Genomic DNA, 14096 nt, shown 5'->3' on the forward strand with positions numbered 1-14096 from the left:
GCTCTCCTTTTTGTCTATTGGAGAGTGCGATGAGGGCAATGACCAGTGCTGAAGGTGGTAAAGAGCAAACGTATTCCCGGCTTTTTAAGCCGTTTGCAGCGGCTTACCGCGTTATCTGGCGCGGGTTCACAGAAAAAGAATTACCTTAGCCCAACGGCAAACGCTGCGTGGCACCGTTAAGCCGTGTATACTGTGCAGGAAATCGACTCCGCTCTTTACTCAATTCAAGATAACCATGGCTCAAGGCACGCTTTATATTGTTTCCGCCCCCAGTGGCGCGGGTAAATCCAGTCTGATTCAGGCTTTATTGAAGACACAGCCGCTATACGATACGCAGGTGTCTGTTTCCCATACCACTCGCGGCGTGCGTCCCGGTGAAGTTCATGGTGAACACTATTTCTTTGTCTCCAAGCCTGAATTTGAGACCATGATTGCCGCTGAAGACTTCCTCGAACATGCGGAAGTGTTTGGCAATTACTACGGTACCTCGCGCGCCGCGATTGAGCGCGTGCTGGCGACCGGTGTCGATGTATTTCTGGATATCGACTGGCAAGGTGCTCAGCAAATTCGCCAGAAAATGCCTGCCGCACGCAGCATTTTTGTGCTGCCGCCGTCGACTGAAGAGTTAGATCGTCGCCTGCGTGGCCGTGGTCAGGATAGCGAAGAGGTTATCGCCCGCCGTATGGCTCAGGCCGTGGCGGAAATGAGTCACTACGCTGAATACGATTATCTGATCGTGAATGATGATTTCGACCTGGCACTGACCGACCTGAAACACATTATTCGCGCAGAACGTCTGCGTATGAGTCGCCAAAAATCGCGACATGATGCTTTAATCAGCAAACTATTGGCAGTCTGAAGTCACTTTCAGTATTATGCCCAGTCATTTCTTCATCATCTGTGGAGTAGCACACCTATGGCACGCGTAACCGTTCAGGACGCAGTAGAGAAAATTGGTAACCGTTTTGACCTGGTGTTGGTCGCTGCACGTCGTGCACGTCAGATGCAGGTAGGCGGTAAAGATCCGCTGGTTCCGGAAGAGAACGATAAAGCCACCGTTATCGCCCTGCGCGAAATCGAAGAAGGCCTGATCACCACCCAGATTCTGGATGTGCGTGATCGTCAGGAGCAGCAAGAGCAGGAAGCCGCTGAGTTACAAGCCGTTACCGCTATCGCTGAAGGTCGTCGTTAACAGCACTTCGCAGGTCAACCTTGTATCTGTTTGAAAGCCTCAATCAACTGATTGAAAAATACTTGCCTGAGGAGCAAATCAAGCGCCTCAAGCAAGCTTATCTCGTCGCGCGTGATGCCCACGAGGGTCAGACACGCTCCAGCGGTGAACCTTACATCACCCATCCTGTTGCCGTTGCCTGCATTCTGGCCGAGATGAAACTCGACCATGAAACGCTGATGGCAGCGCTGCTGCATGACGTGATCGAAGATACACCCGCCACTTACCAGGATATGGAACAGCTGTTTGGCAAAAGCGTGGCCGAACTGGTGGAAGGCGTGTCGAAACTCGACAAGCTGAAGTTCCGCGACAAGAAAGAAGCCCAGGCTGAAAACTTCCGCAAAATGATCATGGCGATGGTGCAAGACATCCGCGTCATTCTGATCAAACTGGCTGACCGCACGCACAACATGCGTACGCTCGGTGCGTTACGACCGGACAAAAAACGTCGTATCGCGCTGGAAACGCTGGAGATTTACAGTCCTCTGGCGCACCGCCTCGGTATTCATCACCTGAAAACAGAGTTGGAAGAACTCGGCTTTGAAGCCCTCTATCCAAATCGTTTCCGCGTGATCAAAGAGGTGGTGAAAGCGGCACGCGGTAATCGTAAGGAGATGATTCAGAAGATCCTTTCTGAAATCGACGGGCGCTTACAGGAAGCAGGCATTCCCTGCCGTGTCAGTGGCCGCGAGAAGCATCTCTATTCGATCTACCGCAAAATGCACCTGAAAGAGCAGCGATTCCACTCGATCATGGATATTTATGCCTTTCGCGTTATCGTGAAAGACCTGGATACCTGTTATCGCGTGCTCGGTCAGATGCACAGCCTGTACAAACCGCGTCCTGGACGCGTCAAAGATTACATCGCTATTCCCAAGGCCAACGGCTATCAATCACTGCATACATCAATGATTGGCCCGCACGGCGTGCCCGTTGAAGTGCAAATCCGTACCGAAGATATGGATCAGATGGCGGAGATGGGGGTAGCGGCACACTGGGCTTATAAAGAGGCCGGTGAAAGCGGCACGACCGCACAGATTCGCGCTCAGCGCTGGCTGCAAAGCCTGCTGGAGCTGCAGCAAAGCGCCGGTAGCTCGTTTGAATTTATCGAGAGCGTCAAATCCGATCTCTTCCCGGATGAGATCTACGTCTTCACGCCGGAAGGACGCATCGTCGAACTGCCTGCTGGCGCCACGCCGGTAGACTTCGCTTACGCCGTGCACACCGATATTGGCCATGCCTGTGTCGGTGCACGTGTCGATCGCCAGCCTTATCCGCTGTCGCAATCGCTAACCAGCGGCCAAACCATTGAAATTATCACCGCGCCAGGTGCACGCCCGAATGCGGCGTGGCTTAACTTTGTGGTGAGTTCAAAAGCGCGCGCCAAGATTCGTCAGCTGCTGAAAAACCTCAAACGCGAAGACTCCGTTAACCTTGGCCGTCGCCTGTTGAGCCATGCGCTCGGCGGCAGCAAGAAGCTGGCAGAGATCCCGCCGGAAAATATTCAGCACGAGCTGGAGCGCATGAAGCTGACCAGCATTGACGATTTGCTGGCGGAGATCGGCCTCGGCAACGCCATGAGCGTGGTCGTGGCGAAAAACCTGCTGCAGTCGGGTGCTGAGCAGCCGCAAAGCAACAGCAAACGCAAAAAGCTGCCGATCAAAGGTGCTGATGGCGTATTGATTACCTTTGCCAAGTGCTGTCGTCCGATTCCTGGCGATCCTATTGTCGCGCACGTCAGCCCGGGTAAAGGTCTGGTGGTGCATCACGAATCCTGTCGTAACATCCGTGGCTATCAGAAAGAGCCCGAGAAGTTCATGCCGGTTGAGTGGGACAAGGTTATCGACCAGGAGTTTGTCGCGGAAATTAAGGTGGATATGTTCAACCATCAGGGCGCACTGGCGAACCTGACGGCGGCTATCAACACAGCGGGATCCAACATCCAAAGTCTTAACACGGAAGAGCGCGACGGCCGTGTTTACAGCGCCTTTATCCGCCTCACCGCGAACGACCGCGTCCATCTGGCCAATATTATGCGTAAAATCCGCGTAATGCCGGATGTGATTAAAGTTCACCGTAACCGTAATTAGTGCATGAACGCTCAACGTTTTGCTCGTATCCAGGAAATGCTGGCCATGCGCCAGCACGATCTCACCGTGTGCATGGAGCAGGTCCATAAGCCGCATAATGTCTCGGCGGTGATTCGTACTGCTGACGCGGTCGGCATCCATGAAGTGCACGCCGTCTGGCCTAGCGTGCGCATGCGCACCATGGTGTCTGCTTCAGCGGGCAGCAACAGTTGGGTGAAAGTGCAGACGCATCGTCATATCGCAGAAGCCGTGCGTCACTTGAAAGATCAGGGGATGCAGGTGCTGGCGACCAATCTGTCGGCCAATGCAGTGGATTTTCGCGAGATCGATTACACCAAACCGACCTGCATTCTTATGGGGCAGGAAAAAACCGGCATCACCGCTGAAGCGCTGGCGCTCGCCGATCAAGACATCATTGTGCCGATGGTGGGCATGGTGCAGTCGCTCAACGTGTCCGTCGCCTCCGCGCTGATTCTATATGAAGCGCAGCGTCAACGGCAGAACGCCGGCATGTACAAACGTCAGCACAGCCTGCTTGATGCCGATGAACAGCAGCGTTTGCTGTTTGAAGGCGGTTATCCGGTGCTTGCCCGCGTGGCGAAGCAAAAAGGTCTGCCTTATCCGCATATCAACGCCCAGGGCGAGGTGGAAGCCGATGCCGACTGGTGGGCCACCATGCAATCCACAGGTAAAAAATGAAAGGCCGTCTGCTGGATGCCATACCGCTCAGTACCCTGACCGGCGTCGGCGCCAGTCAGGCGGGAAAACTGGCTAAACTCAGCCTGTTCACTATTCAGGATTTGCTGCTGCATCTGCCGCTGCGCTACGAAGATCGCACCCAACTCTACAAGATTAATGACCTGCTACCGGGCGTCTGGTCCACGGTGGAAGGTGAAGTGCTACACAGTGAGATCACCTTTGGCCGCCGCCGCATGCTGGTGTGCCAGATCAGTGATGGCAGCGGCGTGCTGACCATGCGCTTCTTCAATTTCAATGCCGGGATGAAAAACAGTCTGGCGCCAGGCCGCCGCGTCACCGCTTATGGCGAAATCAAACGTGGTCAGCGCGGTGCTGAAATTATTCATCCCGAGTATCGCGTGCAGGGCGAACAGGGCGGCGTCGAGCTACAGGAAACCCTGACACCGGTCTATCCCACCACTGAAGGCATTCGTCAGGCCACGCTGCGCAATCTCACAGATCAAGCGCTGACGTTGCTGGAAAGCTGCCCGATTGCCGAGTTGCTGCCGTCAGAACTGAGCGGTGGCTTGATGAGTTTGCCGGATGCCCTGCGCACGCTGCATCGTCCGCCGCCCGATTTACGTCTGAGCGAGCTGGAAACCGGTCGTCATCCCGCACAAAAGCGCTTAATCCTTGAAGAGCTGCTGGCGCACAACCTCAGCATGCTGGCGGTTCGTGCCGGCGCTCAACGTCATCATGCGTTGCCGATGCCTGCTAAGCATAATCTGGTGAATCAATTGCTGGCCGCGCTGCCCTTCTCACCCACCGGCGCGCAAAAACGCGTGGTTGAGGAGATCGAGCGCGATTTAGCCAACGACTTCCCAATGATGCGTCTGGTGCAGGGCGATGTGGGATCGGGCAAAACGCTGGTCGCGGCGCTGGCGGCGCTGAATGTCATTGCGCATGGCAAACAGGTGGCGCTGATGGCGCCGACCGAGCTGCTGGCCGAGCAGCATGCCAACAATTTCCGCCAGTGGTTCGCGCCGCTAGGCATTGAAGTGGGTTGGCTGGCTGGCAAGCAAAAAGGCAAAGCACGTGAAGCCCAGCAGGAAGCGATTGCCAGCGGACAGGTAGCGATGGTGGTCGGCACGCATGCGCTGTTCCAGGAGCAGGTCAAATTCAACGGCATGGCGCTGGTGATCATTGATGAGCAACATCGCTTCGGCGTGCATCAACGTCTTGCGCTATGGGAAAAAGGTGAAGAGCAAGGTTTCCATCCGCATCAGCTGATTATGACAGCCACGCCGATTCCGCGTACCCTGGCGATGACCGCCTATGCCGATCTCGACACCTCCACCATCGACGAATTACCGCCTGGCCGCACACCGGTCACCACGGTGGCCATTCCTGACAGCCGTCGTGGCGATATTATCGAGCGGGTGAAAAACGCCTGCCTTGAAGGTCGCCAGGCTTACTGGGTCTGTACGCTGATTGAAGAGTCAGATGTACTGGAAGCACAAGCGGCGGAAGCCACCTGGGAAGAGTTGAAACTCGCGCTGCCTGGCTTGCAAGTTGGGCTGGTGCACGGCCGCATGAAACCGGCAGAAAAACAGGCGGTCATGGCGGCCTTCAAAGCCAACGAGATTCAGTTACTGGTCGCGACGACGGTGATTGAAGTCGGGGTAGACGTGCCCAACGCCAGCCTGATGATCATCGAAAACCCGGAACGTTTGGGCCTGGCTCAGCTGCATCAGCTGCGCGGCCGTGTGGGCCGTGGCGCAGTCGCCTCGCATTGCGTGCTGCTGTACAAAGCACCCCTCAGTAAAACCGCGCAGAAGCGTTTGCAGGTACTGCGCGACAGCAACGATGGCTTCGTCATCGCTCAGCACGACCTGGAAATTCGCGGTCCCGGTGAATTACTTGGTACGCGCCAGACCGGTAATGCGGAGTTTAAGGTTGCAGACTTACTGCGCGATCAGGGCATGATCCCGGAAGTGCAACGCGTGGCACGCCATATCCACCAGCACTATCCAGAACAGGCGCAGGGGTTGATTGAACGCTGGCTGCCAGAGACCGAGCGCTACAGCAACGCTTAAAAAAGGGCAAAAGACGGCGTGTTAAAGAGCCAACACGACACGATGCCCGCCCTTACTCACTACGATCGATCGCCATAAAATCACCGACAAATTTCTGCAACAGACGCGCCAGCTCGGTGCGCTCGCTATCCTGCCAGTTCTCAAACAGATGCTGATAAATCTGCGCCCGTGCGGCATCGATTTTATCCGTCATCGCTTTGCCAGTGGCGGTAATGACCGCTTCGTTTACGCGTTTGTCTTTGGCATTTTTCTGTCGTTGCGCTAACTCCAGCTCTTCCAGTTTCGCCACCTGACGGCTCACGGTGGTGTAATCGCGTCCGGCGCGCTCTGCCAGTTCCACCACGCCAATCGGTCCAAAGCGGCCAATCTGAATCAGCAGCGGAAATAGCGCACGATCGAGTTGAATATTGGACTCTTTTATTAGTAATTCATCACGTTGCGGGCGATTAAAAGTACCCACAATCATCAGCAGCGCATTATGCAGATCGTCGAACTCTGCACTATTATGTGTATTTTGCACACTTTTCATTGACGTTATCCCGAGGCAGAACTAATGTGTGCATATTACACATAGTTCCCGATTATCTGAAGGAGAAAGCATGAAAGCAGCTATCGTTTCTGCAGCGGGCGAACAGCCGGTTTACGCTGATTTCCCTGAACCGCAAGCCGATGAACAACATGTTATTGTCAGCGTTAAAGCGGCTGCCGTCAGTCAGCTGGCGAAAGCACGCGCTTCTGGCAAACACTACAGCGCCACCACGCATTACCCTTTTATCACCGGCATTGACGGCACCGGTACACTCAGCAACGGCGATCCGGTCTATTTTCTCGCCTTTGATGCGCCCTGGGGCAGCATGGCGGAAAGAACCCTGGTTCCAGCCACTGCCATTGTGCCTCTGCCCGCCTCACTCGATCCGGTGCTGGCAGCCGCCATCGCCAATCCGGGCATGTCCTCCTGGGCAGCATTGACGCGCCGGGCGCAGTTGCAGCCGGGTGAAACGGTGCTGATCAATGGCGCCACCGGCACTTCAGGTGGATTAGCGGTGCGCATTGCACGACACCTCGGCGCAGGCAAAATCATCGCCACTGGACGCAATCGTGAAGTGCTCGATCAACTGCGTGCCCAGGGCGCGGACATCACCCTGACGCTGGATGAGTTGCCCGGCGCGCTGCCCGCACTGATGAAAGAAGGTATCGATATCGTGCTGGATTACCTGTGGGGCCAGAGTGCACTTGATATCATGCAGGCGGCTGTCGCGGGTGGAGAGAAATCGGTGCGCTTCGTGCAAATCGGCTCGCTGAGTGACCAGGAGATCACTCTGCACAGCAAGCTGTTGCGCTCATCGGGTCTGACATTAATGGGCAGCGGTCTGGGTAGCGTATCCGATGCGGATCTGATCGCCTGCATCAGCGAAATGTTGAATGCCGCGGCGGAGAGTGATTTTTCGGTCGCTTTCCAGATGCGCCCGTTGAGTGAAGTGACTCAGGCATGGCAGGAAGATGATAGCCGCAGCCGTACCGTGTTTACGCTTTAAATCAATGCAAGTGAAAAGGGGCATTGCAAACGATTGCTTTCACACCGCAACCGTTTAAAATCGCCCCTTTGTTGTCATTGAGAACGCGCACCATGTCCGTCAATACCGCTGAATCTCATCAGTCAGCCCGTCCAAAGAGTGAACTGATTTACCGCCTCGAAGATCGTCCACCGTTGCCACAAACGCTGTTTGCTGCCTGTCAGCATCTGCTGGCGATGTTCGTTGCTGTGATTACCCCTGCACTGTTGATCTGCCAGGCGCTGGGCTTACCGGCTCAGGATACGCAGCACATTATCAGCATGTCGCTGTTTGCATCGGGTGTGGCTTCGATCCTGCAAATCAAAACCTGGGGACCGGTGGGTTCGGGTTTGCTCTCCATTCAGGGCACCAGCTTTAACTTTGTGACACCGCTGATTATGGGTGGCATGGCCCTGAAAAATGGCGGCGCCGATGTCCCGACCATGATGGCCGCGCTGTTCGGTACGTTGATGGTGGCGTCCTGTACCGAAATGGTGCTGTCACGCGTTCTGCATCTGGCGCGTCGTATTATCACGCCGCTAGTTTCCGGCATTGTGGTGATGATTATTGGCCTGTCACTGATTCAGGTCGGCCTGACCTCGATTGGCGGTGGCTTCGCGGCGATGAGCGATCACACTTTCGGCGCACCAAAGAACCTGCTGCTGGCTGGCGCGGTATTGGTGGTGATTATCCTGCTCAACCGTCAGCGCAATCCCTACCTGCGTGTGGCTTCACTGGTGATCGCGATGGCGGTCGGTTATGCGTTGGCATGGGCGCTGGATATGCTACCTGCCACCAGTGCGCCCACCGATCAACCGCTGGTGGCGGTACCGACACCGCTTTATTACGGTCTCGGTTTTGACTGGAACCTGCTAATTCCGTTGATGCTGGTGTTTATGGTGACCTCGCTGGAAACCATAGGCGATATCACTGCCACCTCGGATGTGTCAGAGCAACCGGTGAGCGGCCCACTGTATATGAAGCGCTTAAAAGGCGGCGTGCTGGCTAATGGCCTCAACTCATTTGTATCCGCATTGTTCAATACGTTTCCGAACTCCTGCTTTGGGCAGAACAACGGCGTGATCCAATTGACCGGCGTTGCCAGCCGTTATGTGGGCTTTGTCGTGGCGCTGATGCTGATTGTGCTCGGCCTGTTCCCGGCGGTGAGTGGTTTCGTGCAGCACATTCCTGAGCCAGTGCTGGGTGGTGCCACCATCGTGATGTTTGGCACGATTGCGGCATCGGGTGTACGCATCGTTTCGCGCGAGCCGCTGAACCGTCGCGCCATTATGATCATCGCACTGTCGCTGGCCGTTGGCCTGGGTGTTTCACAGCAACCACTGATTCTGCAATTCGCCCCGGACTGGCTGAAAACCCTGCTCTCCTCAGGCATTGCTGCCGGTGGTATCACCGCAATCGTGCTTAACCTCGTCTTTCCACAGGAAAAGTAACCCTTAAGGCAGGCTACGGCCTGCCTGTTATTTATCCGCTTTTACATCCAGGCTGTTGAGCTGTAACGGTAATTCAGGCATAACAACCTCTTACCGGATAAATATCGGGATGGATGGATGCGATGAAATTTTTAGGCAAGTTTTTCCTTACCTTACTGCTGCTGATTCTGCTGGGGCTGGTTGTCCTGTATGTCTTGCTGCAGACACAGTGGGGCGCAGGTTGGTTTAGCCGTTGGGTAAGTGATAAGACCGCCTGGCATCTTTCCCTCAGCAAGATAGAGCACAACTTCTCTTCTCCCTCGCACATCATGCTGGATGATTTCAGCTTTGGGCACGATGGTCAGCCAGCGGTGTTGGTGGCCAAGCGCGTCGATCTTGGACTGGCGCTGGTGCAATTCAGTGACTGGCTGCATTTTGATAGCATCGACGTGCGTGATGGCGAGATTAACCTCGCGAATCAGACGCCCGATACCACGCTGCCTATCCAGGCCAATCGCCTGCAACTGAACAACGTGCGCATTGATAGCCCGCACAGCATGCTGCCGATGATCGCTGAACGGGTTAATGGCGGAATTATCCCGTGGAAACCGACCCCGACGGATATGCTGGGCAGCGATGCACAGTTCCAGATGAGCGCAGGCAAGCTGACGCTGAATGGTGTTCCGGGCAACAATGTGCTGCTGCAGGGAAGTGTGAAGCAGCACCGCATGATATTCAGCAATATTGGGGCCGATCTCGCGCGTGGTTCGATGACCGGCAACGCCGAGCGCGACGCGCAGGGTAACTGGAAGATTGATCAGCTACGTCTTAACGATATCCGCCTGCAGACCCATCAAAATCTGAGTGATTTCCTCAATCCTCTGCGCAACGTGCCGTCAGTGAGCATCAATCGCCTGGATATGACTGATGCCCGACTGCAAGGGCCCGATTGGGCTGTCACCGACCTCGATTTAACCCTGAAGAACATCACGCTGCGAGGAGATGACTGGCAAAGCGATGATGGCTCACTGTCGATGAATGCCGGTAACTTTATTAATGGTGGCTTTGAGCTTAACGATCCGATTGTGAATGCCAACTTCTCGGCGCAGGGCATTGAGTTGGCCCAGTTCAGTTCACGGTGGGCCAATGGCGTGATCCGTGCCAGCGGCAACTGGACGCGCAGCGATAAACGCCTGACGCTGAATGATTTAGCCATTGCCGGGCTGGAATATACCTTACCGCAGAACTGGCGCGACCGCTGGCAGCAAGCATTGCCATCATGGCTGGATAGCGTGCTGGTGACACACGCTACGGCCAATCGTAATCTGGTGATCGACATCAACCCTGCTTTCCCATTCCAGATGACCGCGCTGGATGGTAACGCCGATAACCTGCTACTGGCACGCCAGCATCAGTGGGGAATCTGGGGCGGTAAAGCGAGCTTTAACGCGGCGGAAGCAACGTTTAATCGCACGGATCTGCGCCATCCCTCCATTGCCTTTAATGCTAACGATCAGCAGATTCAGGTGACGGAAATGAGCGCCTTCAACGGTAACGGTTTGCTGGAAGGGACGGCGAGTGTTGGCCAGGATGCACAGCGTCCATTGACGCTGAATCTCAAAGGTCAGGCGGTGCCCGCCAATGTGTTGCAGAACTGGGGCTGGCCTGCGTTGCCTCTTAGCGGCAACAGTAATCTTTTGCTACAGGTGAAAGGTTCATTGAGTGCTGCCGAGCCATTGCGCCAAAGTGTTGAGGGTAATGTGTCCGTGACCACCGATACACAATCGGTGCAGCAGACGATGCATGCGGGTCAGGTTAAATAGATTTTCAGCAAACGGTAGCGATGCGAGGAATGCCGCGTATCAGTAGCGACACCCTGTCGCTCACCGATGCGCCATTCTTCGCGCTGCTACCGATTGAGGTTGAAGATGGCTACAACGTAATCTGCACGCATTAATTAATGCGTGCACCCGAGCCCCCCTCTTCTAATGCACCCTCTGCATCGGCTGGCAGTACGATATATACCCCTTCAAACACCGCTCCCAGCTCATCATCACCAAACAGTTCCACCTCCATCTGCACGCGTGCTTTACGACCACGCGCCAGACGGTCAAGGTCGCCACTCAGTGATCCCAGGTCGGCAATCGCACCCGGACGCCCACTAATGGGCTTACTGTAACGAATATGAGCATCGGCAAGGATGATAGTGCCGCCGAGATGCCGCTCGCGCAGTAACAGCCAAATCAGCCCCCAGCCCGTCAGCGTGGCCAGTGAGAACAGGCTGCCAGCGAATAACGTGTGGTGCGGGTTCTGGTTACCGGTTTCTGGCATGGTAGTAACGAACTTCTGCCCGGTATATTGCAGAATGCGCACGCCCATTTTCTCACTGAGCGGAATATGCTCGTACCAGGCCTGCTGCAACTGACCACACCAGTCAGCGCGGTGCAGAATGTCATCCAGTGTCACCACCGGTTTGATCATCAGGAAATGGCGCACCGGCGTGGTTTGTGGCGCGGTGATTTCCCCCTGATTGACATAGCCCAGCTTGGCGAAGAACTCCACGGCATCTTCACGTGCGCTACAGGTGACGCGTTTCGCTCCTTCCTGACGCGCGACGGATTCCAGCGTCATCGCCACCAGCGTCCCTAATCCTTTGCCCTGCACCGAAGGGTGTACTGCCAGGAAGCGGATGGCCGCTTCGTTTTCCGCATTGATATAGAGACGGCCAACCGCAACAGGAGCGCCCTGCTCATCGACCACCATCTGATGATGCGCCAGTGCATCCCAGGCATCACGCTCAGAACCCTGCGGCTGACGCAGTGGCTTACGTAACATTTCCCAGCGGAACTGATAATAGGTATCCAGTTCTTCCGCCGTTTGCGGCACACGAAGATGATACATAAAGTGATTCTCTCGTTCGGAGCTTGCGTGGCTGATCCCTGGCCGCTCGGCTGAAAACCTCACACCTGCAACCAGAAGGTCACTGGGCCATCATTCACCAGCGAAACCTGCATGTTGGCAGCAAAACGACCGTTCGCCGTGGACACACCCTGTGCCCGGCAACAATCGCTGAAATAGTGATAGAGACGCTCGGCTTCCGCCGGTTCGGCACCACCCGAGAATGAGGGACGCATGCCTTTGTTGGTGTCGGCGGCAAGTGTGAATTGCGAAACCACCAGCACGCTGCCACCGGCCTGCTGTACGTTCAGGTTCATTTTGTCGTTCTCATCACCGAAGATGCGATAACCCAGCACACGTTCAGACAACCGCTGGGCCTTTTGTTCGTCATCGCCCTTTTCCACCCCTAACAACACCAGCAAACCGGCGTCAATCTCACCCACCGTCGCGTCATCCACCACGACGCTGGCGCGACTGACGCGCTGAATCAAAGCAATCATGTTTCCTCTCGTTCTTTTTCGCGTTCCTGCTGTTTTAGCTGGCGATAGTCATCCAGGGTGACGGTGATTTCCGCGCCTAACAACACAATACACCAGGTCCAGTAAACCCATAAAAACAGAATCGGGATGACTGCCAGTACGCCGTAAATTAATTGATACGAAGGGAACATCGTAACATAGAGCGCAAACCCTTTTTTGCCCAGCTCAAACAGCAGCCCGGCGACAATCGCGCCGACCAGTGCATCACGCGTTGGCACACGGCGCGTTGGGACGATGCTGTAGAGCAACCAGAACGCGAGGATGGCGAGTACCAGAGGAAAGATGCGTAATACCTGATCGATAAGGCTGGTCACGCCAGTGACGTTGACCCAGCGCAGCGATAACAAGTAAGAGCTGATGGCCAGACTGGCACCAGCCAGTATCGGGCCCAGCGTCAGGATCATCCAATAGACGGCAAAGGAGTAAACCATTGGTCGTGGTTTAGTACTGCGCCAGATCGCGTTGAGTGCGCTGTCTACCGAGTGCATTAGCAACAGCGCAGTCACGATCAATCCGACAATCCCCACCGCTGTCATTTTATTGACGTTGGCCACAAACTGGTCGAGATAGCGCTGGATAACGTCACCGGCTGCCGGCATAAAGTTGCTGAAGATGAAATGCTTAAGCTGGACGCTGATCTCCGAAAACATCGGGAAAGCGGCAAAAAGCGCAAACACCACGGCGATCAGCGGCACCAAAGCCAGCAATGAGACGTAGGCCAGATTCCCGGCCTGCGTCGTCATGTTGTCTTCATCAACACGGCGCCAGAGCAGTTTGACCCACAGGAAAAACGCGTGCGCCGAATGGCGCAAGTGGTTACGTGTTACCACTCAGCGACGGCTCGCAAACCAGTCCGGCACGGTTTTCGCGTCTTCCACCAGCACGCTCTCGATCCCTAAAGCGCGCGCAGCATCAATGTTGGCGCGATTATCATCAAAGAACACCGCTTGATCGGCGGTATAGCCTTCGTGCTCAAGCACATATTGATAGATGCGCGCTTCTGGCTTACGCATGCCTATGTCTTGCGACATATAGACGTGATCGGCGGCCTGTTGCACTTCCGGATACTGCGTTGGCCAGAACTCAAAGTGCAACTGATTGGTGTTAGACAGGATTACCACGCGCTCACCCTTAGCGCGCAGAGTGTTCATGATCGCCAGCGTTTCCGGACGCACCCCGACAAACACCGCCTGCCAGCCCGCGGTGAATTGCGGATAGCTCAAGGCGATATCCAGTTGATCACAGATACGCGCCGCAAACTCGGGATCGCTGATCTCACCACGTTCGTGTTTCTCGAACGCTTCATCCATCTGGAAGCGACTTTGTAAGGTCGCCAGCGGCACACGTCCCAGGTCACTCCAGACGCCGAGCACACGATTAAAATCGATATCAACAATCACATTGCCTAAATCAAAGATGTACAGCATGACGCCTCTCCTTCTATTCCCTGGATCATTCACTTTAGCGGCAAAAAGCATGACTGAACAGGTACGATGAGGGGGAAATAAGCGTTCTGGAATCGGGGACAACTTTCACAAAGCGAGCGTTGCAGCGGGTTGCAGGCACAAAAAAGCCCCGCGA

13 protein-coding genes are annotated in these 14096 nt (G+C 55.3%); 8 read left to right on the forward strand and 5 right to left on the reverse strand.

All coding sequences use genetic code 11. The features are described from left to right. Window positions 1–235: 235 nt before the first annotated feature. The 5 genes from gmk to recG are packed head-to-tail and all read left to right on the forward strand — an operon-like array spanning window position 236 to window position 6095. Entirely contained in the window at window positions 236–859 is a 624-nt protein-coding gene (gene gmk / locus AC1MDE_RS20860; RefSeq protein WP_034823854.1) for a guanylate kinase, read from the forward strand. Window positions 860–916: 57 nt separating this feature from the next. Continuing rightward, window positions 917–1192 (forward strand): DNA-directed RNA polymerase subunit omega, encoded by a 276-nt coding sequence (gene rpoZ / locus AC1MDE_RS20865; RefSeq protein ID WP_034823855.1) that lies wholly within the window; start codon window positions 917–919, stop codon window positions 1190–1192. Window positions 1193–1212: 20 nt separating this feature from the next. Beyond that, a complete protein-coding gene (spoT, locus tag AC1MDE_RS20870) occupies window positions 1213–3321 on the forward strand; it encodes a bifunctional GTP diphosphokinase/guanosine-3',5'-bis pyrophosphate 3'-pyrophosphohydrolase (RefSeq protein WP_034823856.1) in 2109 nt (702 codons plus the stop codon). Between the two features lie 3 nt (window positions 3322–3324). After that, on the forward strand, window positions 3325–4020 hold the full coding sequence (gene trmH, locus AC1MDE_RS20875; protein WP_034823857.1) for a tRNA (guanosine(18)-2'-O)-methyltransferase TrmH: 696 nt from the start codon (window positions 3325–3327) through the stop codon (window positions 4018–4020). Beyond that, a complete protein-coding gene (gene recG / locus AC1MDE_RS20880) occupies window positions 4017–6095 on the forward strand; it encodes an ATP-dependent DNA helicase RecG (protein ID WP_058960143.1) in 2079 nt (692 codons plus the stop codon). The genes trmH and recG overlap by 4 nt, the downstream gene beginning before the upstream one ends. A gap of 52 nt (window positions 6096–6147) precedes the next feature. Here the strand turns inward: recG and AC1MDE_RS20885 are convergent, their stop codons facing one another. Continuing rightward, on the reverse strand, window positions 6148–6624 hold the full coding sequence (locus AC1MDE_RS20885) for a MarR family winged helix-turn-helix transcriptional regulator (protein ID WP_058960144.1): 477 nt from the start codon (window positions 6622–6624) through the stop codon (window positions 6148–6150). Between the two features lie 70 nt (window positions 6625–6694). Here AC1MDE_RS20885 and AC1MDE_RS20890 point away from each other — a divergent pair, with 70 nt between their 5' ends. From AC1MDE_RS20890 to AC1MDE_RS20900, 3 genes are all read left to right on the forward strand, one after another. After that, window positions 6695–7630: a quinone oxidoreductase family protein gene (locus AC1MDE_RS20890; RefSeq protein WP_058960145.1), complete on the forward strand. Its 936-nt coding sequence runs from the start codon at window positions 6695–6697 to the stop codon at window positions 7628–7630. 92 nt (window positions 7631–7722) lie between these two features. After that, window positions 7723–9099, forward strand: coding sequence for a nucleobase:cation symporter-2 family protein (locus tag AC1MDE_RS20895; RefSeq protein WP_058960146.1), 1377 nt, complete (start codon window positions 7723–7725; stop codon window positions 9097–9099). Between the two features lie 122 nt (window positions 9100–9221). Next, complete coding sequence (locus AC1MDE_RS20900) at window positions 9222–10901, forward strand: AsmA family protein (RefSeq protein ID WP_480345059.1); 1680 nt, start codon at window positions 9222–9224, stop codon at window positions 10899–10901. Window positions 10902–11031: 130 nt separating this feature from the next. On the opposite strand, the gene fabY is transcribed toward AC1MDE_RS20900, so the two are convergent. Genes fabY through yihX form a run of 4 tightly spaced genes read right to left on the reverse strand, consistent with a single transcriptional unit; the run spans window position 11032 to window position 13942 of the window. Beyond that, a complete protein-coding gene (gene fabY, locus AC1MDE_RS20905) occupies window positions 11032–11979 on the reverse strand; it encodes a fatty acid biosynthesis protein FabY (protein ID WP_058960147.1) in 948 nt (315 codons plus the stop codon). A 59-nt stretch (window positions 11980–12038) separates the two neighbouring features. Further along, complete coding sequence (gene dtd / locus AC1MDE_RS20910; RefSeq protein ID WP_058960148.1) at window positions 12039–12476, reverse strand: D-aminoacyl-tRNA deacylase; 438 nt, start codon at window positions 12474–12476, stop codon at window positions 12039–12041. Continuing rightward, window positions 12473–13345 carry a virulence factor BrkB family protein gene (locus tag AC1MDE_RS20915; RefSeq protein WP_045815735.1) on the reverse strand — a complete coding sequence of 291 codons (873 nt, stop codon included), beginning with the start codon at window positions 13343–13345 and terminating at the stop codon, window positions 12473–12475. Before AC1MDE_RS20915 ends, dtd begins: the two co-directional genes overlap by 4 nt. Beyond that, window positions 13346–13942 carry a glucose-1-phosphatase gene (gene yihX, locus AC1MDE_RS20920; RefSeq protein WP_034823897.1) on the reverse strand — a complete coding sequence of 199 codons (597 nt, stop codon included), beginning with the start codon at window positions 13940–13942 and terminating at the stop codon, window positions 13346–13348. It lies immediately after the preceding gene. Window positions 13943–14096 lie beyond the last annotated feature (154 nt).

Source organism: Pantoea folii, assembly GCF_056678875.1.

What these genes read in the sequence shown, in the direction of transcription:
- gmk (WP_034823854.1), top strand. Translation starts at nt 236, where the DNA reads ATGGCTCAAGGCACGCTTTATATTGTTTCCGCCCCCAGTGGCGCGGGT.
- rpoZ (WP_034823855.1), top strand. Translation starts at nt 917, where the DNA reads ATGGCACGCGTAACCGTTCAGGACGCAGTAGAGAAAATTGGTAACCGT.
- trmH (WP_034823857.1), top strand. Translation starts at nt 3,325, where the DNA reads ATGAACGCTCAACGTTTTGCTCGTATCCAGGAAATGCTGGCCATGCGC.
- recG (WP_058960143.1), top strand. Translation starts at nt 4,017, where the DNA reads ATGAAAGGCCGTCTGCTGGATGCCATACCGCTCAGTACCCTGACCGGC.
- AC1MDE_RS20885 (WP_058960144.1), bottom strand. Translation starts at nt 6,624, where the DNA reads ATGAAAAGTGTGCAAAATACACATAATAGTGCAGAGTTCGACGATCTG.
- AC1MDE_RS20890 (WP_058960145.1), top strand. Translation starts at nt 6,695, where the DNA reads ATGAAAGCAGCTATCGTTTCTGCAGCGGGCGAACAGCCGGTTTACGCT.
- AC1MDE_RS20895 (WP_058960146.1), top strand. Translation starts at nt 7,723, where the DNA reads ATGTCCGTCAATACCGCTGAATCTCATCAGTCAGCCCGTCCAAAGAGT.
- AC1MDE_RS20900 (WP_480345059.1), top strand. Translation starts at nt 9,222, where the DNA reads ATGAAATTTTTAGGCAAGTTTTTCCTTACCTTACTGCTGCTGATTCTG.
- fabY (WP_058960147.1), bottom strand. Translation starts at nt 11,979, where the DNA reads ATGTATCATCTTCGTGTGCCGCAAACGGCGGAAGAACTGGATACCTAT.
- dtd (WP_058960148.1), bottom strand. Translation starts at nt 12,476, where the DNA reads ATGATTGCTTTGATTCAGCGCGTCAGTCGCGCCAGCGTCGTGGTGGAT.
- yihX (WP_034823897.1), bottom strand. Translation starts at nt 13,942, where the DNA reads ATGCTGTACATCTTTGATTTAGGCAATGTGATTGTTGATATCGATTTT.